Below are 23,886 nucleotides of genomic sequence, written 5' to 3' on the forward strand. Positions count from 1 at the left end.
GTGTCTAATTGTTTGTTATTTAGAATGGTTATAAATAATAAATATTTTGCATGTTGATGAATTACGATAATTCTTTAACGAATATTTTTTTAGTGATTATGAACGTGTGTGTGTTGTAGATTTAAGAAAATTACTAAGGCTTTATCGCTATTGACGGCACATCTGGCCTCCCATATTTTAAGATCATAATTAAATAATCTAAAAATTACGATCATGAAAAAGTTACTTTTAGTTTTTGCTGTTTTCGCACTGATTATGGCAAGTTGTAAGGAAGAAACAAAAGCACCTGCAGAGGAAGCGTATGCTGAATTTGCCGTTGTTGCGAATGATGCTGATTTAGTGACCTTAAAAAATGCTCCACTAATGGATGATATGTTGCCGATGTGTGATCCTGACCTTAATTATGCAGAGGCATACGATCATGCAACTATTGTGTACGATATTGTTGGTGATGATCCTGATGCGGGTCCTCAGACAGTAGATATACCTGTTTTTTATGTTGATGGTAAGTTTGTTACTCAACCAATAAAAGTGTTGTTAGGCAGTCTTAGCACTATGGATATCGCTATTAGTGAATTTATTGTTAAAGATGAGTTAGGAAATGCTTTAAAGGCTACACCGCACTCTGGTTCTGATTTCTTTCAATTCATAAATCCAGCTAATGGATTAAGAACTATTACTGTTGAGAAATTTGCAAAAACGGAGTTTGTTATAGATGTAATTTGTTACGATGATTTAACCTATGATTATTTCGGTTTTATTTGGTTTAATATTCGACCAATTACAGTACGAAGTATTTGTGTGTTTGGTGATATTTGTATTTGTGAACCAGAATCGTACATGGCTGAGTATCTATATGGTGATGATCAAGTCTTCACGTATTACGATCAAGTTCAAGGAGGTTCATTATTTGATGTTATCGCAAAAGTAAAAGTAATTATCACTCAAGCTGATGGTACTGTAAGAGAATTCTCAAATCTTGAAGATCCGTTAAATGAATGTTTAGCAGTTTATTGGTCAGATTTGGATGAAGAAAGCGAAGATGTTACCATGGAATTGAAAGTGTTATTACCTGTAGGTAATGTGCTTGATTGGGTATCTGTTAAAGTTATTACGGCTGATGCAAGTACAGACTTTGGTGAAGATGATGATATGCTTGATTTCGTTATAGGTGATTGTCATGAAAGTGCAGATTGGGTTTTACCTGCACATTTAAACCTACCGGATCATAGTGTTCAAGGTATTCAAATGACGGCTATGAAAACGAATTATTCGAATAATTATTTTGCCAAATTTATGTTCACAGGTATCCCTAGTGGTTATAGTGTTCTTAATAATACTTATTACAACGGATGGTGTATAAATTATGGTGATGCTTTTCCTAGTGGAACAACATCAGGAATTAAGTTTTATGTGGTTGATGATTTTGGGCCTGTTGCTGTAAATAATATCACTAACCTAATGATTGACCGTGTTGCATGGTTTGTTAATAATAGTAATTTGTTTTCTAATGGAGTGCCTGTTTCCGGTCAAGGTCAATTAATACAAAAAATCATTTGGAAAATATGTGGAGCTAATAATAATGCCGATATCTCTGCAATTGTGAGTGCTGTTGCAACTGATGCAACTTATTCTCCAGGTTATGGTGAGTATAAGGTAATTGCATTCTACAATGGTAATAGTGATCTTCAAATTTTAATTACTCAGGTGAATTCACCGTGTATAGAAGTATTTAATTAATATTAATCTAAAATAAAAATCCCCTTCTGATTTATCGGAAGGGGATTTCTTGTTTATTTTGTATTTGTAATGTGGTTCTATACCATACCCGCAAAACCCATAAAGGCTAGCGCTAATATACCTGCTACCAATAGAGCAATAGGTGTTCCTTTCATCCCTTTTGGTAAGTCGGCAAGTTCAAGTTGCTCTCTGATACCTGCAAAAATAATTAGGGCTAATCCAAAACCAATGGCATTTGCAGCAGCAAAAGCAACCGATTCTAACAGGTTAAAATCTTTCTGAATCGTCATAATAGCAACCCCTAATATGGCACAGTTTGTAGTAATTAATGGTAAAAACACCCCCAATGCTTGATAAAGTGGAGGACTTACCTTTTTTAATATAATTTCTACCAACTGTACTAATGATGCAATTACCAGAATAAACGTAATGGTTTGCAAGAAGCCTACGTTAAAGGCATCTAGTACAAATTTCTGAATTAAATAGGTAACAATAGTAGCAATAACCATTACAAAGGTTACAGCACCCGTCATACCTATTCCGGTTGATATTTTTTTAGAAACGCCTAAAAACGGACAAATCCCTAAAAACTGAGCCAGTACAATGTTGTTAACAAATATGGCCGATATAAATATTAATACATATTCCATAATACTAGGCTTTTTTAAGTTTGTCGATAATAGCAATAAGGTAGGCGAGGGCAATAAATGCACCCGGAGCCAAAACAAATACCAACATACCGTATTGTTCAGGGAACACTACCATGTCGAATATTTTACCGCTTCCTAAAAATTCTCTAACACTACCTAGCATAGTTAATGCCATGGCAAAACCAAGTCCCATTCCTAAACCATCAATCATTGATGAAAGAGGGTTGTTTTTAGAGGCAAAAGCTTCTGCTCTTCCTAATACAACACAGTTTACCACGATAAGTGGAATAAACAATCCTAGCGATTCGAATAAAGAAGGAAGGTAAGCTTGCATCAATAATTCAACCACCGTTACAAACGAGGCAATAATTACAATAAAAGCAGGAATACGAACCTTATCCGGAATCATATCTTTAACTAACGAAACTACAATGTTACTCATCACCAACACAAATGTGGTGGCTAAGCCCATACCCAAACCATTAATGGCAGAAGAGGTTACTCCCAGTGTAGGACACATCCCCAGTAGTAGTGTGAATACGGCATTTTCCTTAAAAAATCCCTTTAAAAAGTTTTCTTTCTGATTCATTTCTGGCCTCCTTCCTTAGTGTATGTATTGTAGGCAATTGTTATGGCATCTAAAAATGCTCTTGAACTGATGGTTGCTGCTGTAATAGCATCAACATCACCGCCATCTTTTGAAACGGTTAAGTTATCAGCACCGGGGTTTTTACCTAATACCGATTGACTTGGTTTCTCAGTTGAGTTAAACCACTCTTGCATTTTAGATCCTAAACCTGGTGTTTCTTTGTGTTCTAAAACTGAATAGTTAATGATAGAGCCATCTGGCTTTAAACCAACCATTAATTTTATTTCTCCACTAAAGCCTTTCATCGTCTTGCTTGAGATAGCAACTCCTAAAAGCTCACTTCCTTTTTTACAAGGGAAAACTTCAAGTTGATAGCCTTCGGCAGAAGTTAATTCGTAAGTTTCATCGGTTGGGTTATTGTCAAACCCGGGTACCACACTTTCTATAGCCGCTTTTTGCTTCGCAAGCTTTGCTGTAGCAATTGGCTCTTTGGTAACTTTGTAAACCATTCCTAAAGTACCTCCCGCAACAAGGGTGATAATTAGTAAGGCAAGCACCATATTTATTAAATTTGATTCTGTTTTTGCCATGATTTACTTTATTTCTTTTTAGCTACTTCGCCAAAACGTTTTGGCTTAATGTATTTATCAATTAACGGAACAAATGCATTCATGATAAGAATAGCAAACGAGATTCCTTCAGGATAAGCACCAAATACACGAATGGCAACTGTGATAACTCCAATACCAATACCGAAAATTATACCTCCTTTGTTACTCATAGGAGAACTCGCATAATCGGTAGCCATAAATACAGCTCCTAAAAATAAACCTCCCGATAGAATGTGGAACATTGGTGGCGCGTACATCATTGGGTCAATCCAATGTAGTATGCCGGCAAAGGCAAACACAGAACCTAATACGGCTACAGGTATATGCCAAGTGATGATTTTACGGAAAAGCATAAATGCCAAACCAATAAGAATGGCAATACCTGCCATTTCACCAGCACTACCACCCTGAAGTCCGAGGAACATATCGCGATAGCTTGGTATTTGCCCCAATACATCGGTTGGTAACTCGCCATTTGCCAAAGCTTCTTTCATTACAGAAAGAGGTGTAGCGCCTGTTTGTACATCGGTATAACTTAAGAAGGTATTCTTAATTGTTGGCCACGATGTCATTTGAACTGGGAAGGAGATGAGTAAGAATACTCGACCTACCAATGCTGGGTTAAATGGGTTATTACCCAAACCACCAAACGACATTTTACCAATTCCGATGGCCACTAAAGCACCAATAACAATAATCCAAATAGGAAGATTACTAGGGATGTTAAATGCCAAAAGCATTCCTGTGATAATTGCAGAACCATCCCAAATGGTAGTTTCTTGTTTTAATAGAAACTTTTGAATGAGATGCTCAAAAAGCAAACAGGCAGCAATTGCAGTAGCTGTTACCACCAAAGCACCTAATCCAAAATTGTAAATGGATATGGCCAATGTTGGAAGCAATGCTATAATTACGCCGTACATATTCTTTTTCACGCTATCGCCACTATGGATGTGTGGTGATGGTGAAACGGTAAATGTATTCATATTATAATATTTTTATATTCTAAATAAATAGATCTGGATGCACCAGTTATTTTGTTCTACTTCTCATTATTTGTCCAACTTTTCCTTTTCCTAATCGGATGTAATCCAATAGTGGTCGGGTTGAAGGACAAGTGTAGCTGCATGAACCACATTCGATACAATCCATTATCTGTTCCTCTTCAGCTCTATCCCAAATGGCTTTTTGCGATACCGTCATTAATAAATAAGGCTCTAATCCCATTGGGCAAACTGAGATACATTTACTACACTTAATACAAGGTTGCATTTTTTCGCGTTTGGCTTCTTCGCCTTTCACGATTAAAATACCAGAACTACCTTTGGTAATAGGCGCATCTGTTGATACTATGGCTTTACCCATCATTGGGCCACCGCCAATTACCTTTTCAGTATCTGCAGGTAAACCGCCAGCTTGATCAATTAATTGACTGATTGGCGTTCCTACGCGTGCTAAAAAGTTTGATGGTTTAGAAACTGATTTTCCGGTAACTGTAACAATACGTTCAAACAATGGCTTGTTTTTTTGTACTGCCTCATATACTGCAAAAGTGGTTCCTACGTTTTGAACAACAGCACCAACTTCTATAGGCAATTTTCCTGAAGGAATCTGACGTTTGATGCAGGCATCAATCAGTTGTTTTTCTCCCCCTTGAGGATATTGAACTTTTAAAGCTTCAATTTGAATACCAGGGTATTTGCTCGCTAAATTTGTTAAATGATCAATGGCATCCTTCTTATTGTTTTCAATGCCAATAACAGCTCTATCCACTTTAAGTGCAGCCATTAAAATTGAAGTACCAACCATAATTTCTTCACCCTTTTCCATCATTAACTGATGGTCAGATGTAAGGTAAGGTTCGCATTCCACAGCATTTAATATCAATACATCGCAAGTTTTTCCGGTAGGAACCGATAGTTTAACGTGAGCAGGAAATGTTGCTCCTCCTAAACCTACAATTCCGCAATCGGCAATTCTTTTCACAATGTCTTGCGGTGCCATATTGATTTCAGTAACCAAGTCGCTTGAGCGATCAATGCTCTCTTCCCATTCATCACCTTCTACATTAATAATGATGGATTCTTTTTTAAGACCACTGGCATCTGCTACTTTATCAATTTTGAATACAGTACCTGATACTGGAGAGTGAATGTTTGCCGATACAAAACCGGCTGCTTTAGCCAATAATGTACCCACTTTAACAGTATCTCCCTTTTTTACCACAGCGGCAGCCGGAGCGCCAATGTGTTGTCCAACAGGAATGGTTACCTGCGAAGGAATCGGCATAGATTCAATTTTTTGACCTGCCGAGAATTTGTTTTCCGGAGGATGAATACCTCCCAATGAAAATGTTTTTAACACGTCTATTCCTCCTTATTTTTTGATTCCACTGATGGATTATTTTCTTTCTTAGTTGCTTCAGCCTTTGGTGCTGCCGTTTTGGGAGCATCACCTACAGGAGCTACTGGTTTTTTAACAGCAACGGGCTTTACCTTCTTTGGTGGAAAGTTGATCTCGTGAATGGCATTTGTAGGACAAACGCTTACGCACTTTCTGCATAATTTACATTTGCTGTAATCGATGTATGCCAAGTTGTTTTCAACTGTAATGGCCTCAAACGGACATTCTTTCTGACATTTTTTACATCCGATACAAGCAGCAGAACAAGCTTTCTTTGCAGCGCCACCTTTGTCTTCGTTAATACACGATACAAAAATACGACGACCTTTAGGCCCTTTTTTGCGAAGTTCGATAATGTTTTTCGGACAAGCATCCACACAAGCACCACAGGCAACACAATTGTCGTTAATGGTAGGTAAGCCTGTTTTAGGATCCATTTCCATGGCATCAAAATTACAAGCATCCACACAATCACCTTCTCCTAAACAGCCAAATGAACAACCCGTGTCTCCACCATAAAGTGAAGCAGAAACTGCACAAGAGCCAGCTCCATCATAGTTGTTTGTTTTTGGTCGGTTATCGCAAGTACCATAGCAACGAACAACAGCAATCATCGGATCAGAAGCCGCAACTTCTTTACCAAGGATGCTGGCAGCTGCATTCATAGTTTCAGCACCACCAACCGGGCAATTAAGAGAAGAGATGTCATCGCTTTTAACCATTGCTTCAGCAAAAGCTCTACATCCCGGAAAACCGCATCCGCCACAATTTGCAGCAGGAAGCACCTCCTCAACCTGATCAATTCTTGGATCTTCAATCACTTTAAACTTCTGTGCTACAAAGTAGAGCACAACAGCTGCAAGCGTACCTAGAATACCTAAGGTTAAAATGGTAATTATTACAATATTCATTTGATTATATATTTATTCAATGATTTGTTTTAAAGTAAACACAAACGATTTTTGAAGACGGGGCGAGAGGTATTTAATGATTAAAAAGTAAGGAATAAGGATAGCTAGTGAAGCAATTCCGCTAATGGCTTCGTCATTAGTTAGGGCGTAACTAATAAATAGTGTTATCGAAACCAATATAAAAGGTAAGATGTAAGCAATGAATGCAGCCTTTAGGCCTAAAGACTGTTGACCTTGTATAATTACATTATTCCCTTTTTTTACACTTTTAATATCTAAAGGGTATACGTCAATTATTTTTTCTTGCATATCCGAAGCATTACAAGCTCCTTTAGCATGACACGAAGCACAAGCTGATTCATGCACAATACGAACCTTAATAATTTTGCTCAGCACTTCTTCAACTACTCCGCTATGTTCAACTACCTTATTTTGCGAGCCCATTTTTACTTTTGATTTGCTAACAAAAGTAAGGATTACAGGCTTACTGCAAAGGGACTTACGTTATTTGTAATTGTTATAAATAAATAAAAGTGTAATGTGGAGATTGCAATTATCTGATAGATAGTGTAATCTGAAGATTACAATTGTATTTTTAAACTGAAATGTTTTTTTCTACGCTGATAATGGTGTAGGAATAATTCGTGTTAAGGATTGATTGTATGTGTTTTATAAAGAAATTTTTCTTTATTTCGACTAGGCAAAAAAGCGGTGTTTTAGTGCTCACTGATAGTGATTTATATGCCTAGTCGGAAGTTTAGTATGCTAATTTATATTTTTAGATAATTCTCAAAAATTGAAATCAAAGGTTCAGTACCAGGTAGGACAATATCGGCTCCTGCATTTTTTAGTACTTCGGGTTTTAAAATACCTGTATTGACTGCAATTGTAAAAATATCCGCAGCTTTTGATGCTTTTACTCCAAGCGGAGCATTTTCTACAACCAAGCATTGTGAAGCTTTAAAACCTGATCCTGCAACTGCTTTTAAATATGGTTCGGGGTGCGGTTTTCCGTTTATAACATCTTTAGCAGAGATGATATGGGCCGGATCCATACCAAAATCGGCACCTAATTTATTTAAAAGGGTAGGCTGCTTTGATCCGGTTACTACCCAAACAGCTAAGCCTTCTTTTCTTAATAAAGGCAATAGTTTATCCATGCCAGGGCAAAATACAGGTGTTGGTAATTGGCTCATATATTTTACCTTATCCTGATAAACAGCTTCTGCTTCATCAGCACTGGCATCTCTATTTAAGTGTTTCTTTATAACTTCTTGAATGGTATGATGTCCAGGCTTTCCTTCATATAAATAAGCATCATAGGCAGGAAAATCAATTCCTATATTTTTAAAACATGCAGTCCACGATTTTTCATGATTCTTCATGGAGTCGTATAAAACGCCATCCATATCAAAAATTATACACTTTAAATTTTCAGGAATTTGTGATGATATATCTGCTGCACTCATATTGTAGTTGTTGTTTCGTTGGCAAAGTTATCTTTTTTCATCAAAACCTATCATCGTGTTTAAAAAAGACTTTATTTTGTTTGTATTAATTTTATGTAAATAAAAAATATATATGACTCCAATTACTATTGATCCCGACTTGTTAGCTGTACTTCCTAATATCCGTTTTGGTTGTATCGAAGCAGAAATTACTGTTGATACAGATTATCCAGCCTTGAAAAAACTCTTAAATGATAAAATTAGTGAACTAGAGAATATACTAACACCTGAGATTATTAGGGAAAAAGATACAGTAAAAGCAACTAAAAATGCCTACAGGTTATTGGAGAAAGACCCCAATCGATACCGACCTGCTGCCGAAGCTTTAATGCGCAGAATTGCCAATAAAAAGGGCTTGTACGCGATTTCGAATGTTGTGGACATATTAAATTTGGTTTCTATTGAAACTGGTTTTTCAATTTGTGGTTACGATAAAAGTAAAATACAAGGTGATATTTCATTCGGAAAAGGCAAAGAAGGTGAGCCATATGAGGGCATCGGTAGGGGGCATTTGAATATTGAAAACTTGCCTGTGTTCAGAGATGAGTTGGGAGCGTTTGGTACGCCTACTAGTGACTCGGTTAGAACAATGATTGACGACACGACTAAAGAGGTTCTTTTTATTTTTGTTGATTTTGGCCAGTCAGACTCTCTAGAAGGAATCTTACAAAGATGTGCCGAGTTATTAAATAAATATGCCCAAGCTACAGATTTAATAAAATCGATTACTTAGTTATCGGAATTGGTGTAGTAATAATTGTTATTAGTGTTAGGCGTTATTTAACCATCAACAATGATTTATTTATAGTTAGCATGTTGAAAGAATCATGTTGTTAACCGTAAGCAAAAACTTTAGTGAAGTAATTTGTTGAGTAACCAAACGTTAATTTATAATTCAATTTATATGTAAGATAATATGAGGATTAATAAAGCTGCATTTTTTTAGTGCAGCTTTTATTATATCAACTAAATGGGATAAATATGTGCATCATATTGATACTAATAACTCATAGATGTAATTCTAATTTTAAAAGGCCTAGGATGAAGTTCTATTTCTTAAAAGTATTTACTAACTAAACTAATAACTATAGGTTGGTGGCTTAAGGTGTTTTAGGTCAGCGGTTTGTTTTTTATTTGTGTGGTTTGTTTTTGTTATTTTAAACCGGGTTTTTACTAATAACTACAAACTACTAACTCAGAAATAAACCCTGATATTATTAGAGTACTAACATTGCAACTGTTAAAAAATGTACACTAATATTTAAAACTAAGAAACATGAAAAATCAATTACTCAAGTTATCCCTATTCATAATTACACTTTTTATTACAGCTTTTAATATAAATGCATCCGATGCTATTCACTCTGTAACACCTGATGCAACTAAGGTTAATAGGGGCGAAACAATTGATTTTACAGTTGTTTATACTTCTGCAACTACTATGGATATTGTTATTGATATGAATGGAAATGGTATGAATGAAGATGGTAAAATAGTATGGGGTAAGCAAGGAACAGGTAAATTAACAGTTCCTGCAGGTACACAACAATCTGTTAAGGTATCAGTTTCAGTTTTAGAAACTGCAAGTTTAGGAAATATTAAGGCCGCAACCTATATGGTAGAAGTTGGTGGTAATTGGCAAAGTGGCGTGCCTACAGGTGCTGATGTTTGGATTGAAATAGATGACCCTTCGGCAGTAGAGCCTGTTGTGTCAATTAGCGGAATAGTAAACAATAGTGCAGAAGCATTTTATGTGCAAGGTGCAAAAACGGATATGACAGTTACCTATACCTCAAATGTTAGTTGTGATTTAGTAGTTCAGTTCTGGATAAATGCAACCCAAGGAAATGATTGGGGCTTGTCAGGTAAGGAACAAATTACAGTTAAGGCAGGAACAGATGTAACACAAGCAATCAATTGGCAAGTTCCATTTGATCATGTTGAAGCAGATATTATTTATAAAGTACATGCAACAACAATTGGTGGGGATTGGAATTCAAGATTAACGGAAAACCTAGAGGATGGACTGTATGAATTTGCTATTGTAGCAGGAAGTTCATCTACGCTAATTGCTGAAATAGCTTCTTCGGTACCTGAAAAAACAGATTATATCAGAGGTGAATCTTCTCAAATGAATGTTACTTATTCTGCAAATGCTGATTGTGATTTAATTTTGGAGTATGCTACAAAAAGCGATAATACAGTGCGTCATACTCAACGTACAACTATTTCAGCAGGAGCAGATGAATTAATGGCAGTAAATTTTGTAATTCCAAGTGATTTTGCGTTGGGACAAATTGATGTAAAAGCTTATATAGTTCCAACAGACTTAGATTATTCGTCAAAGGTTGCAGAACTAGAACAAGCCGGAAGTTTTAGTATATCAACAACAAGTAACTTAAATCAATCGAGAGAAGGTGATATCGTAATATTCCCAAATCCAGCTACTACAGTATTAAACATAAAGGCAGCACAAGGAAGTAGAATAAGCGTATATAATGCAGTTGGAGTTATGGTATACTCTAATAATGATGCAGCAGCTAGCACGGCAGTCTCAGTATCAGATTTAACACCTGGGATGTATATTATAAAAGTTACAAATGATTCTTCGGAAGTGATTAAGAAAGTATGGATTAAATAAACACGTGGCACATGGTTTAGCTTTTTGTAATACCCAAGCGGTAAAAATTATTGCTAGGGTATTTTCTTATTATTTATAGAGATAGTACTAAGAGTCTTGTTGTTGGGCTAAGTTCTTTAATTGAAATTAACCATAGCAAATTGTCACTCTCGCAATTCTCCTACAACCTTAACAACTTCTATTAAAAACGTTCTTTAGCACTAAAGTAATGCTACTTAGTGAGGAGTACTTTTTAAAAAAACTTCTTTATATACCAATTATAAAAACGATTATGATGATAAAATATCAGGGTAATAAAATACAAAGGCAGATAGTTATGCTTTTGATATTCTTCGCCAGTTTAATTACTGCAAAAGCGCAAACAGAACAAGAGGTAAATGCGAAGATCTCCACCTTAAATAGCCTAATTCAAGATGCTCAAGCTATAGGGTTAGATGTAACAAAGGAACAAATGACTGTTCAAACAGCTGAAATTTATTTAGGCTATGCACAATGGGATGAAGATAATGTAGATAAAAACGAAAGCTATTATTTGGATCATCCCTACTATAACAACGATGCTAAAAATATGGCGCAACAGTTACCTTCATTTATCCGAGAGGGTATCATCGAAATTTTAGATCAAAGCATAGTTACATTAACAGACGTTATAGCGGGAGATATTAAACGTAGGGATGTAAGTAATTTTAACTGGGCTGATGTTGAACTAGTAGACAATCATCTTGAAGTAAATGGTGAGCCTGTTTTTTTAGCAGATTATAATTGGCGCCCTAACGAGGATAGATACACAGCCTATTACGGGCAGTTTGACGGCTCGTATATATCGCCGAATTATATTATAAATGAACAAGGTGATCCTAATACTTATCAATATAATAGTATAGTAGCTAAGCCTAATACCTCTTTTGGTGATGTTTTTTTAGATAATAATATTGTTCCACAGTGGGCAAAGAATAAGTATCCTGATATAACAGTGGGTTCTAGAAAATATGGGAAATACGATATAGATCATCCAGGATCGCGCGAAATGTATCAATTACTTTTTGAGAAGTTTATCCCGCTTATGGCAGGAAAAAAGTACAGAGACCTGGGTTACATGTTATTTAATGAGCCTAGTTTTTATACAGTAAAAGATTCTTGGAACAGTACTGATGATAATGGTGTTTGTGTATCTGATTATACTATAGAAAAATATAAGTTGTGGTTAAGCAATAAGCATGGCGATATAACTACCTTAAATAACCTTTGGGATAAAAGTTTTGCATCTTTTGAAGAGCTTACAACAACGCTACCTATGCCTAAAAGTATGCAGGGAACAGCAGAATGGTACGATTGGATGAGTTTTAATATGTACCGAGTAACAGAATGGTTTAAATTTATTAAAGCTGAAATAAAAAAGTATGATTCTGATGCAAAAGTTCACATGAAATTGATGCCACATTGTTGGTCAGAAAATAAGCATGATCACGGAATGGATTTTGAAGCATTAACTGAAATTTCTGATATTATAGGGTGTGATGCTGGGGCTGCTTATTTATATGCCTGGGGCGAGGATAAAGAGATATTACACGACTATGCTGTTGATTGGAGAGAAGCTTTCATGACCTTTGATTTTTTCAAGTCTGTTAAACCAAATCAAGTCATTTATGATTCGGAAAATCATTTCTTAGCAAAAACTGCTTTTGCTGAGTACGATTTAAATCAAGATTATGTTAGGTCAATGTATTGGTTGGCTTTTATGCATGGTTTAAACGCAAGTCAGGCATGGGTTTGGTCACGTGAAAATGGGAATGCCATTAACGAAAGTAGAGGCTATAATGGAAGTTTAATAGTAGGTGTAAGTCATCAACCAAAAACTTTACATACTATTACTTCTACATTTATGGATGCTAATAGTTTTGGTAAGGAATTAACAGATATGAATTCAATGGATAAGCCTATTCGTGTATTTTTCTCACAAACATCAGCACATTTGGATGATGTATATATGGACAAGGTATTTAAGACATATGAGTCAATGTTTTTTGAAGGTGTTCCTATTGGTTTTGCAACGCAAAATATATTAAATAATCAAACTCCAAATTGGGAAGTTGTCGTTATTAATAATACAGAATTTGTAACAAATTCAGAGTTCGATGCTATTCAAAACTATCTAAATAATGGTGGGGCTGTTATTTTAGCTAACGGAAGTTTACTGAAGGATGAATATGGAAGAGATCATGGAAGTTTAAGCGCAGGCACAGGTAGCTTATATAAATTATCTTCTGTAGAAGATATAAAAGAAAAAGCACTTGAGTTAGTAGAAAGTGCTGGTAAAATGCCCGATATTCAACTAACTCAATCATCTGAAGGTGTAAAAGGGTGTGTTTGGCGAATTGTTGATGGCGAAAATGGAAATAAAGTACTTTCGGTTGTAAATCTTGGAAAGGAAGATAATACGGTAAAAGTGACTCTAAACAATCCTCAAAATGGGACCAAATGTGTTGATTTGTTTACAGGAAAAGAAGTAAGTCCTAAAGTTACACTTAAGCCTTTTGAAGTTTATTTTGTTGAAATATCTGATGAAGAAAGCAATGTGTCTGTGCCTAGTATAGGAGGAGATAAAGATTTTAATTTTTCAAGTATTTACCCAAATCCTTCAGGAGGTAGAATTAATATATACTTCACAAGTATAGTACCTGATACAGTTATTGAAGTAAAAAATATGGCTGGTGTAACTATCATAAAAAAAAACGTATCAGCTGTTTCAGAAGCAACGGTTGATATTAGTACAGTTTCAAGAGGTACTTATTTAGTTAGCATACTTTCCGGTAATAAGCATCAAGTACACAAATACATTAAAATATAGTACAACTTACTGTATTCATTTGAAAAAATGACGAGGAGTTCATGCTGTAAGCGAATGAACTCCTCGTTTTTTGTATCAAGCCTAAGTAATGTAGCAGTAGTGATGCAGTGCATACAGACTTTTTTTAAAATAAGATCGACAAGATTCTGAGTAATATGGGGGTAATATAGGGGGTATATTATAACTAATTCACAAAAAAGCGAAAGTAAGTAAAAGGTAATTTGAGTAAATTTTACAAGAAGTTCAATGTTGTGGGAGACTGGTTTATCCTTATAAATTATTGCGTGGTAGGGCATAATATGATTTACTGCCTATGAAGTACCTATTTTAAGTAAGCAGTATTTACTGCCGAATACGTTCTGTTTCCTAATAGCTCCTAATATTTGTTAAATTTTTGGTTTATTTAAGTCAATCAAATTAAGAAGAAAATCAAAAGTATGTTGGTAGTAATAAAAGAAATTAAATGCGTATTTATTGTTATTGTAGTGTTGTTTTCAATTTCTATAAAACATGTAACAGCGCTATCTACCCTAACCCCCAATACTCATATTACCATTAGCGATGGGCTTTCGCATAATGGTGTAACCGAAGTGTTTAAAGATTCAAGAGGCTATTTGTGGATGGCAACTTATCAAGGACTTAATAGGTATAATGGATATGACTTTAAAGTATATAGAAACACACCAGAGAACTCGTTTTTGCTCAGTAATAGAGTGAGAACCATAAGCGAAGATAAAAATGGAAACTTATGGTTAGGCACTGATGAAGGGGTAACAATTTACAATTATACCACAGAGCAGTTTTTGAATATCTACTCAGAACATTTTTATTGGAAAGGTGTAGATGGCCCCATAGTTCGTAAGGTACTCATAGGTAGCAACGATTTGGTGTATTGTGTTACAGAAAAAAAGGGGATTTTAGTTTTTGACCTAAACTATGAATTGGTTGATCATATTAAAACGAAAGATTTACAACAGGAAAATCATATTTTTACAGATGCTTTGTTGTGGAACGATAATACCATTTTATTAGCTTGTAACTCAGGGCTGATTTCTTATAATTATGAAACAAACAAATTGTCTTTACTTTCTATCCCTCAGGTTGATTTACCAAATGCATTAGCCAAGTGTAATGATTTGTTAGTTGTAACTTTGGTTAGCGGTTATGCAATTTTAGAAGGAGAGAAGCAACCGTCAAATCTTAGAGTAGTTGCAGTAAGGGATCAAGAGAAGCAATACAATACAGTTTCTATTGATAAAAAAGAAAATATTTGGTTGGGTTCCACTCGATTTGGTATAAAAAAAATTAATAATATTCACCATATTATTAATAAAGAACCCCTGATTGTAAGCACATATAGACCCAAAAATCAATTGGTAAAAGTATCTTCTTTCTATGTTAATGATGAATCTGATTGTTGGGTAGCTACTTTTAATAAAGGTGTATTTCGCTTTGGTTTCGAAAAAAATCCATTCTGCTATTATCATACAAATATGGGCTTAAAACATTCTATTACATCCAATAATGTATTAAGTATGGAAGCTTTGGATAATAGAAGAGCATTACTAATTGCCAATTATGGAGGCGCCGGAATTTTTAATACTACATCCGAAAAGTTTGAGCCATTTCCTTATGTTTTTAATAATGGACATAGCGCTTCTTTAAGTGCAGTAGAAATACTTAAAAACAAAGAAAAATGGTTTGGCTTATCAGGTAGTTATGGCATTTATAGAGTAAATCCAGGTGCGAAGAAAGCTCATAAGATTGAACATGAATCTAGTCCTGATTTTTCAGAAACTACATGCCGCTCTTTTGCAGAAGATGCGAATGGAGATATTTGGATGGCTTGTTTGGATAATATTTTCCGGGTTAGGTTGAATAATAGGAGAGAAGTCGTTAAGGTCGAAAGCATTCATTCCATTACAAAGTTTAAAGATAAGAATGTAAGAATGGGCCGTTATGTGTATTACGATTCTCTCAAAGATATTATTTGGGTAGGTACAGATACTCATGGTTTATTTCGTATAAAAGTTGATAAAACAAAAGCTTTTTCAGAATTAGATGTTCAGCAATTTACTGTGGATAAAAGCAAGTTAAATAGTTTATCAAGTAACTTTGTAACATGTGTCACTAGAACAAAATCTGGTGAATTATGGGTAGGTACAGAGGAAGGTGGAATTTGTAGAGTTAACGAAGATGGAGAAGATGTTAATTTTACTATGTATACAGAAAATGACGGACTATCTAATAATGTAGTAAAAAGTATTGTTTGCGACCAGGAAGATAACCTTTGGGTTGCAACAAATATAGGTTTAAACAAATATGATAAAAAGTCACAGACTTTTAGGGTTTTCAGAAAAGAAGATGGTCTGCCCTTTGATGTTTTTGATTTTGCACATGTTGTTTTACCCAATGGAAATATTGTATTATCAGGCCAAGAAGGTTTTTGTTATTTTGATCCAACTAAGGTTACCGAGTTGGAAAGTCTTCCGCGACTAGAGTTGATTGATTTAAAGCTGAACAATAAAGATGTAAATGCAGGAGATACCATTAATGGAAGAGTAATTATTAAGGAGCGTTTAAATAGACTTAAAGAATTAAAGCTTTTTCATGATGAGAATGTTTTTTCCCTATCAATGAATGCTATGCACTATTCTAACCCTGATAGTTATTATCTAAGGTATAAATTAGAACCTGTAAATTCTGATTGGGTTACCGTGTCCTCAAGAAAACGTAATATAAGCTATAGCGGATTGCCTCCTGGTAAATACACACTTAAAGTTCAAGCGTCAAATGTATATAAAGACTGGACAGAAGCACACGTATTGAGTATTGAAATAATACCGCCTTGGTGGAAATCGTATTGGGCCATTGCTCTTTACATTGTAGTACTAATACTGGTGGTTATTCTGGTTTTTCGCATAAGATTCTATACCCTTAACCTAAAGCATACTATTGAGTTGGATCAACTAGAGAAGGACAATATTAAAACTGTTTCTGATGCTAAATTTAAGTTCTTCACAAATGTATCTCATGAGTTTAAAACTCCACTAACACTTATATCAGGTCCTATTGATTTGTTACTTCGTAAGTATAAGGACGATAAAGATTCAATTGATAAATTGAATTTAGTAAAACGTCAATCCAAGAAAATGTCTCAGTTGGTAGATCAGGTACATGATTTCCAGAGGGCTGATAAAAATCTTCTTCAGATGCATAAGGAGGTATTTTCGTTTAAGAAGTTTATAGTCGATGTGGTAAAAGATTTTGAACATTTAGCTAGCGAAAATGGAAAAACACTTATACTAAAGGGGCAAGGCAATTATTATGTTGCTGCCGACAAAGGAATGCTTGAAAAGATTGTAAATAACCTGTTAAATAATGCCTTTAAGTTTACTTCAGAAGGAGATACTGTAGAAGTGAATTATGAGGTTATAGAGAACAAATTAAAATTGAGCGTTACAGATACAGGCAAAGGTATTGATCCTGAAGATATAGATTATGTTTTCGAGCGTTTCTATCAGTCAAAGAAAAAACATAGTGCTTATATAGGAGGATCAGGTATTGGGTTAGCCTACACAAAGCGATTAGTAGAAATGCACTATGGTTTTATTAATGTTAAAAGCACATTGGGAAAGGGAAGTGTTTTTACGGTTAAATTGCCTATTTTGAGTGAAAAACCTCAACAGAATATTACCCAAACAGAACAATTTATCTTAGAAATAGAAAGACAAAATACAAATAACACACTTTTAATTGATGATGAGTTTGACTTCTCAAGTATAGTTCTAGGTGAAGAGTCAAAAAATGCCTTGGTTTATTTTGCAGAAGATAATGATGAAATGAGATCCTTTACTGAGGATTCATTATCTCATTATTTTAAAGTAAAATCATTTGTCAATGGTCAACAGTGTGTTGAAGCTATGGAGACTGAGTGGCCTGATATAGTTTTGAGCGATGTGTTGATGCCAGAATTGAATGGTTTTGAACTCTGTAAAATCATAAAATCCGATATTAAAACTAGTCATATTCCAGTTGTTTTATTAACAGCTTGCACTGCAAGTAACGATAAACTAGATGGACTAAAAACAGGAGCTGATGGATATATTACCAAGCCATTTGATTTGAAATATCTAATTTCTACTATTGAGAACATATTAAGCGGGCGTAAAAGTTTACGCGAACGTTATCAATCAGATTTCCCTTTGGCATTAGAAAAGAAACTTGTTGGTACTAGTGATAATGTGTTTTTAGAAAAGTTGTATACATTAATGACTGAAAATATCGATAATCAAGATTTAGATTTAGATAGTTTTGCACGAGAGTTATATTTAAACAGAACACATTTTTATCAGAAAGTAAAGCAACTCACCAATCAAACGCCTTTTGATTTATTAAAATCATACCGACTAAAAAAAGCAGCAGAATTGTTAATAAGTGGTAATTTAACAGTAACAGAAGTTTGCGAACAAACCGGATTTAAGAGTAGAACGCACTTTAGTAAAATATTTAAGCAACGCTATGGTGTAACGCCAAGCAAGTATCCACCCAAAGAATAATATTTATTAAAATTTTAAATAGTTAAGCTCACAAGTAATTGTGGGCTTAGTTAGTAAATGTATATATAAGTGTTGAATAACTGGCTACTTCTCTCTCAGTGTGCAGTTCTTCTCTCTCAGTAAGCAATTATATACTGATAACTAATATTTGCATTTATTAACTAATTCAGACATCACATTTACTGAAAGTTTAATCCTTACCCTAGGTTCTTATCAATTTTACATCATGAAAATCAGCCAATGTTGGTTGAAAATTTAATATGTAATTTTTTTTGTATGATAAATCTGAATGGTATTTTGAGTTCTCTAAAAACACTGATAGTGTATTTATGTTTTTTCATTTGTATCACATCATGCGTGAGCAATTCTGGCAAACGAAAAACAATCACTTTTACTAACAAAATTGCTGATGATGCTACACCAGCAGTATTAAAATTTATACTAGATAATGGAATAGAAAATATATCTGAGATAAAATTTGAAAAAGGGATTTATCATTTTTATTCAGATAAAGCTTTAGAGCAATTTGTTTACATGTCAAATCACGACGATGTTTTGGTTCGAACCGCATTTCCATTAAAAAATGCCAATAATTTAACTGTAGATGCTAATAATGCAACATTCATTTTTCATGGGCGAATGATTCCTTTTTTAGTAGAGGAAAGTGAAGAGGTAATGATTAAAAATGTTACCGTAGATTGGGAAGTACCATTTCATAGCGAAGGCTTAGTAGTTGCGCGAAATGAGAAAAACAAAACCTTCGACTTAAAAATTTCAGAAAATTTCCCTTACGTAATTCGAGACAAGCAATTGGTATTTATTAAAGATGGCTATGAGCATACAGTAGGTGAGGGGATATTATATAATCCAGAGAGAAGTGCTATTGCATATAATACGGAGGCTTATACGCCATTGTGGGCATTTAAACGAACGGCTTATGAAAACGGAACGAATTTAATTAAGCATAAATATGAGATTGATCCTAGAGATCCTATTTATCACCACAAGTTGTTTGAATATTGTTTGGAGGTTGAGCCTCTTAAACCGGGTTTAGTTCGCATTCATAATCATGGAAAATTAATGCCTAATGTAGGTATGATATTCGCTTGCAAGGGAGAACATGGGAAAAACAGAATTGCACCGGCTTTTAGAGTAACACATACCAAAAACTTTAATGCATTAAACGTTACTGTACATCATGCAGGAGGAATGGGTTTAATCGCCGAGAACAGTCATAATTTGTGTTTGGATAATTTTAACGTTACTCCTTCAAATGGTCGTATGGTTTCAACTACCGCAGATGCAACGCACTTTGTAGGGTGTAGTGGAAAAGTTATTTTGAAGAATTGTACCTTCCAAAACCAGTTAGATGATGCCTCAAACATACATGGAACTTACCAAAAAGTGGTTGATGTGCTAGACGATTACACTTTAGGAGTGCGAATGGGTCACTTCCAGCAACTAGGTTTTGTTATCGCCCAAGCTCAAGATACAATTGGTTTAGTTCGTCTTAGCGAATCTTTTTTTCCATATAAAAAACTTACCGTTAAAAAGTTGGAACAACTAAATAAACGCTATCAGATTATAACGTTTAACGAAAAGCTGCCCAAACAAATTAAGGCTGGTGATTTAATTGAAAATCTACAAGGCTACCCCGAATTACTAGTTCAAAATTGTGTGATAACAAATAATAGAGCCCGAGGTTTACTGATTTCGACCCCTAAAAAGGCAGTTATAGAGAACAATATTTTTAGTACTGAGATGTCGGCTATTTTAGTTCCTGTAGAAAGCGGACATTGGTATGAGTCAGGAAGTGCGACCGATTTAACTATCCGTAATAATGAGTTTAAAGATTGCTCTTTTAGTGGATATGATCAAGCAGTAATTTCCTTCGTTACCGATGATGACAATCAGAACATTGCATTTAAGAATATTGAAATTAGTAATAACACATTCAACACTTTTGATAATCTCATTTTAGATATTTCTAATACAGATGGATTTAAGTTTTCAGGAAATAAAATTAGCACATCAGGTACTTGGCCAAAAATCAACCCGCAAAATCCAGCTATTAGAATTAAAACTTCAAAAAACATTGTTTTTGAGGAGAATGAGTACAGAGGAACAGCTGATAATATATTAGAAACAGATAAGCAATCCTCCCCTATAAAATTCAAGTAAACTAAAAAATAAAGTATGAAAAAAGATGCATTTAAGAAACAAGCCTTGTCTCCTTAATTCTGGGATACTATTAACAGGAATTGAGGGAATTGAGTGAAGTGATATAGTTCATATTCACTTCTGATATGTACAAAAAATAAATCAAATGAAAAAAACAATAAAAAAGAAACGACAGTTATTATGTAGCTTCTATGGTATAGTTATTATGCTGCTGTGTTTTAATACAAATGTTTCTGCACAAAATTTATTAGTAACCGGTGTTGTAACTGACGAAGCTGATGGTTTACCTATACCCGGTGTAAGCATTGTGGTAAAAGGCACACAAAACGGAACAATTACCAATATAGATGGGGCTTATTCTATAAAAGCTAAAACTGGAGATGTGCTAGTTTATAGTTTTGTAGGAATGAAAATTTACGAACAGAATGTAACAAGTTCTCAAATAAATGTTGCTATGGAATCAGAAAGTATTGGGCTTGATGAAGTAGTGGCTATTGGTTATGGTTCTGTTAAAAAGAAAGAAATTACCGGTGCAGTAGCGCATGTAAAAGCAGAAGATCTTTCACGTGTAATTACATCAGATTTAGGTACTGCCTTACAAGGTCAAGTTGCTGGGGTAAATGTTACCGCCAGTTCTGGTGCTCCAGGAGCACAATCTGAAATTTTAATTAGAGGTATCAGTTCAATTAACGGAGAGTCTGGTCCACTTTGGGTAGTTGATGGAGTTCCACAAGAGGGTGATCCGGGTATTAACCCAAACGAAATTGCAAGTCTAGATATCCTTAAAGATGCAGCCTCATGTGCTATTTATGGTACTCGTGGAGCAGGCGGTGTTATTTTAGTCACCACAAAAGGAGGTCAGGCAGGATCCTTAAAGATCAATGTTAATGCAAGTTATGGTATTCAAAATATTCGCTCAAATACATATCTGATGGATGCCGTAGAGCAAACTTATTTTGATAAGGTGATGCTGCGTAATTTAGAAGGTGCAACTGATGATCAAGCTTCTATCTCTATTCAGAAACAACCTTACGCATTTCAAAACAATACTGATTTAAGTAAACATGTTTTTGTAGATAATGCTCCGGTACAAGATTATTCAGTAAACATTTCTGGAGGAACTAAGGATATTACCTATAGTGTAGTTGCTGGTTATTACGGAAAGAAAGGTAGTTTAATAAATTCTGATTTTGATAGATTTACCACAAGAGCTAACACTACCTATAAAAACGGACGTTGGAGAATACAAGCAAATGTGGGTTTGAAAACTGAAAAAACAGCTTTTGCATCTGGAGGTTTATTAACACAAGCTATTATTTATAATCCTACAATGATGGATTATGAACCAGGTAGTAATGAGCCCTTAGAAGTAGAGAATGGTTTAATAAATCAGGCAAATTGGGTAATTCAAAGTTTTAATAATGAGGATAATCAAACTGCTAACTCTGCATTTACTAACTTCAATATTAACTTTAATCTTTTAGAAGGTTTAGATATTAATACACGTTTTGCCTACAATTTCGGTAATAACAATCGTAAGCAATTTCACCCTTACCAAGAAGTTTATGATTTACAAGGGAATCTACTAAGTGATCCTTTAAGTAGTTCTGTCACTCAAATTTCTGGAGCAAATGAAAAAATTACTTCAGAAACTATGCTAACATATAAAAAATGGTTTGGCAAACATAGTATTAATGCCATGGGTGTATTTACCATTGAAGAGTCTAGTGTAGAAGGTTTTTATGGACGCAAATATGGTGTTATTGATAATTCTATAAAAGTACTTAACGGAACAACTTTAAATCCGGATACAGGTTCCGAATGGCCTGCTGCTTCAGATGGTGCAATAAAGCGTATTGGTACCTTAGGTCGTATAATGTATAATTACGATGAAAAATACCTTCTTAATGTTAGCGGAAGATATGATGGATCAAGTAAATTTAAGAAACAGAAGTGGGGTTATTTTCCTTCCATTTCTGCGGGTTGGAATATTTCTCAAGAAGACTTCTGGCAAGGAATAGCAGGCACAATTAATAGTGCCAAATTAAGAGTGAGTAGAGGTACTGTTGGAAACCAAAATATTCCTAATTACACATTCGCAGCTGGCATTACTCAAGGTTTAGATTATGCCTTTGGTGCTGAAGGTAGTGATGTGTTAGGTTTAGGTAGCGCGCAAACTTCTTATGCCAACGAGTACGTTGGATGGGAAACCAAAATAGAGTATAACTTAGGTTTAGATTTAGCATTCAAAAATAATAGAATAACCTTTACGGCTGAATATTACAATACACAGCACGAATCTCTATTGTTTCCCGTGCAAGCTCCAGGTTCAGCAGGGGTTGGAAACGAAAGTGTAACATTAAATCTTGGTAATATGACCAATAGCGGATTGGAGTTCTCATTGGGTTATAGAGATAAAGTTGGAAAATTGGGTTGGGGTATAAATTCTACCTACGCATATAACCAAAATGAGGTAACAAAGCTTACAGGATTAACTGGAGTTTTATATATGGATGATTGGGGTTTAGTAAATGGAGCTAAAGATCATTCGCAAATTACAGTTTTGGCCGAAGGATATGAGGCAGGGGCTTTTTATTTGTATCGTACTGACGGTATTCTTGATACTCCTGAAAAATTAGCCAACTATCAGAAGTTAGTACCTACTGCGCGTATGGGCGATTTAAAATATATCGACCAAAACAATGATGGACAAATTTCAGAGGAGGATAGGGTATACTCAGGAAGTGGTTTACCACAGCACACCATTAACTTAAATGTAAACCTCGACTATAAAGGCTTCGATTTTTCTATGCAGTGGTATTCTGCTTTGGGGCATGAAATTATGAATGGAGCAAATGCCATGGCATTTGGATATGGCCGTCATAAAGATTTGTTATACCAATGGTCTGAGGCCAACCCAACATCAACTATTCCTGCTTATAGAGGAGATATTAAAGAGCATCCAAACTATAAAGGTTACACAGACCTATGGTTAGAAGATGGATCATACCTTAGACTAAAGCAAGTTACTCTTGGGTATAGCTTTTCTGCAAACACATTGGATAAAATTGGTTTAGGAAAATGTCGTATTTATCTAACCGCACAAAATCCTCTAACATTTACAAAGTATACAGGTTATGATCCTGAAGTTGGAGGTGGATTATCTTCAAGAGGTTTGGATAAAGGAAATTATCCTGTTACAGCAATGTATATGATGGGTATAAACCTTAATTTTTAAATAACAA

General features: G+C 34.8%; 15 protein-coding genes. 7 read left to right on the top strand and 8 right to left on the bottom strand.

Annotated features, from left to right (window positions below; translation table 11 throughout):
* Nucleotides 1–213: 213 nt before the first annotated feature.
* Nucleotides 214–1,740, top strand: coding sequence for a hypothetical protein (locus A8B35_RS01405; protein WP_075601816.1), 1,527 nt, complete (start codon nucleotides 214–216; stop codon nucleotides 1,738–1,740).
* Between the two features lie 77 nt (nucleotides 1,741–1,817).
* Here A8B35_RS01405 and rsxA read toward each other — a convergent pair whose 3' ends face one another.
* The 8 genes from rsxA to A8B35_RS01445 all read right to left on the bottom strand — a co-directional run bounded on the left by rsxA (nucleotide 1,818) and on the right by A8B35_RS01445 (nucleotide 8,373).
* Entirely contained in the window at nucleotides 1,818–2,390 is a 573-nt protein-coding gene (gene rsxA, locus A8B35_RS01410) for an electron transport complex subunit RsxA (RefSeq protein ID WP_068471522.1), read from the bottom strand.
* Between the two features lie 4 nt (nucleotides 2,391–2,394).
* A complete protein-coding gene (rsxE, locus tag A8B35_RS01415; RefSeq protein WP_068471523.1) occupies nucleotides 2,395–2,979 on the bottom strand; it encodes an electron transport complex subunit RsxE in 585 nt (194 codons plus the stop codon).
* Nucleotides 2,976–3,569, bottom strand: a complete 594-nt coding sequence (locus A8B35_RS01420) for an RnfABCDGE type electron transport complex subunit G (RefSeq protein WP_068471524.1) — start codon at nucleotides 3,567–3,569, stop codon at nucleotides 2,976–2,978. The genes rsxE and A8B35_RS01420 overlap by 4 nt, the downstream gene beginning before the upstream one ends.
* 8 nt (nucleotides 3,570–3,577) lie before the next feature.
* The gene (locus A8B35_RS01425; protein ID WP_068471525.1) at nucleotides 3,578–4,576 is read right to left on the bottom strand and encodes an RnfABCDGE type electron transport complex subunit D; all 999 of its coding nucleotides are present in this window, start codon (nucleotides 4,574–4,576) and stop codon (nucleotides 3,578–3,580) included.
* Between the two features lie 46 nt (nucleotides 4,577–4,622).
* Nucleotides 4,623–5,954: an electron transport complex subunit RsxC gene (gene rsxC / locus A8B35_RS01430; RefSeq protein WP_068471526.1), complete on the bottom strand. Its 1,332-nt coding sequence runs from the start codon at nucleotides 5,952–5,954 to the stop codon at nucleotides 4,623–4,625.
* Between the two features lie 2 nt (nucleotides 5,955–5,956).
* Nucleotides 5,957–6,904 (bottom strand): Fe-S cluster domain-containing protein, encoded by a 948-nt coding sequence (locus A8B35_RS01435; protein ID WP_068471527.1) that lies wholly within the window; start codon nucleotides 6,902–6,904, stop codon nucleotides 5,957–5,959.
* 12 nt (nucleotides 6,905–6,916) lie between these two features.
* Nucleotides 6,917–7,348 (bottom strand): SoxR reducing system RseC family protein, encoded by a 432-nt coding sequence (locus tag A8B35_RS01440; RefSeq protein ID WP_068471528.1) that lies wholly within the window; start codon nucleotides 7,346–7,348, stop codon nucleotides 6,917–6,919.
* A 326-nt stretch (nucleotides 7,349–7,674) separates the two neighbouring features.
* Complete coding sequence (locus A8B35_RS01445) at nucleotides 7,675–8,373, bottom strand: HAD family hydrolase (RefSeq protein ID WP_083634261.1); 699 nt, start codon at nucleotides 8,371–8,373, stop codon at nucleotides 7,675–7,677.
* Between the two features lie 112 nt (nucleotides 8,374–8,485).
* Here A8B35_RS01445 and A8B35_RS01450 point away from each other — a divergent pair, with 112 nt between their 5' ends.
* From A8B35_RS01450 to A8B35_RS01475, 6 genes are all read left to right on the top strand, one after another.
* The gene (locus A8B35_RS01450) at nucleotides 8,486–9,145 is read left to right on the top strand and encodes a B3/B4 domain-containing protein (RefSeq protein ID WP_068471529.1); all 660 of its coding nucleotides are present in this window, start codon (nucleotides 8,486–8,488) and stop codon (nucleotides 9,143–9,145) included.
* Nucleotides 9,146–9,688: 543 nt separating this feature from the next.
* Nucleotides 9,689–11,053: a T9SS type A sorting domain-containing protein gene (locus tag A8B35_RS01455; protein ID WP_068471530.1), complete on the top strand. Its 1,365-nt coding sequence runs from the start codon at nucleotides 9,689–9,691 to the stop codon at nucleotides 11,051–11,053.
* Between the two features lie 271 nt (nucleotides 11,054–11,324).
* A complete protein-coding gene (locus A8B35_RS01460) occupies nucleotides 11,325–13,901 on the top strand; it encodes a beta-galactosidase (RefSeq protein WP_171973132.1) in 2,577 nt (858 codons plus the stop codon).
* A gap of 437 nt (nucleotides 13,902–14,338) precedes the next feature.
* Nucleotides 14,339–18,460 carry a hybrid sensor histidine kinase/response regulator transcription factor gene (locus A8B35_RS01465; protein WP_068471532.1) on the top strand — a complete coding sequence of 1,374 codons (4,122 nt, stop codon included), beginning with the start codon at nucleotides 14,339–14,341 and terminating at the stop codon, nucleotides 18,458–18,460.
* Nucleotides 18,461–18,817: 357 nt separating this feature from the next.
* Nucleotides 18,818–20,641, top strand: coding sequence for a right-handed parallel beta-helix repeat-containing protein (locus tag A8B35_RS01470; protein WP_222844080.1), 1,824 nt, complete (start codon nucleotides 18,818–18,820; stop codon nucleotides 20,639–20,641).
* Between the two features lie 145 nt (nucleotides 20,642–20,786).
* Entirely contained in the window at nucleotides 20,787–23,879 is a 3,093-nt protein-coding gene (locus A8B35_RS01475; RefSeq protein WP_068471533.1) for a SusC/RagA family TonB-linked outer membrane protein, read from the top strand.
* Nucleotides 23,880–23,886: the final 7 nt, after the last annotated feature.

Origin of the sequence: Saccharicrinis aurantiacus (assembly GCF_001660705.2) — a bacterium.
Taxonomy (GTDB): domain Bacteria; phylum Bacteroidota; class Bacteroidia; order Bacteroidales; family Marinilabiliaceae; genus Saccharicrinis; species Saccharicrinis aurantiacus.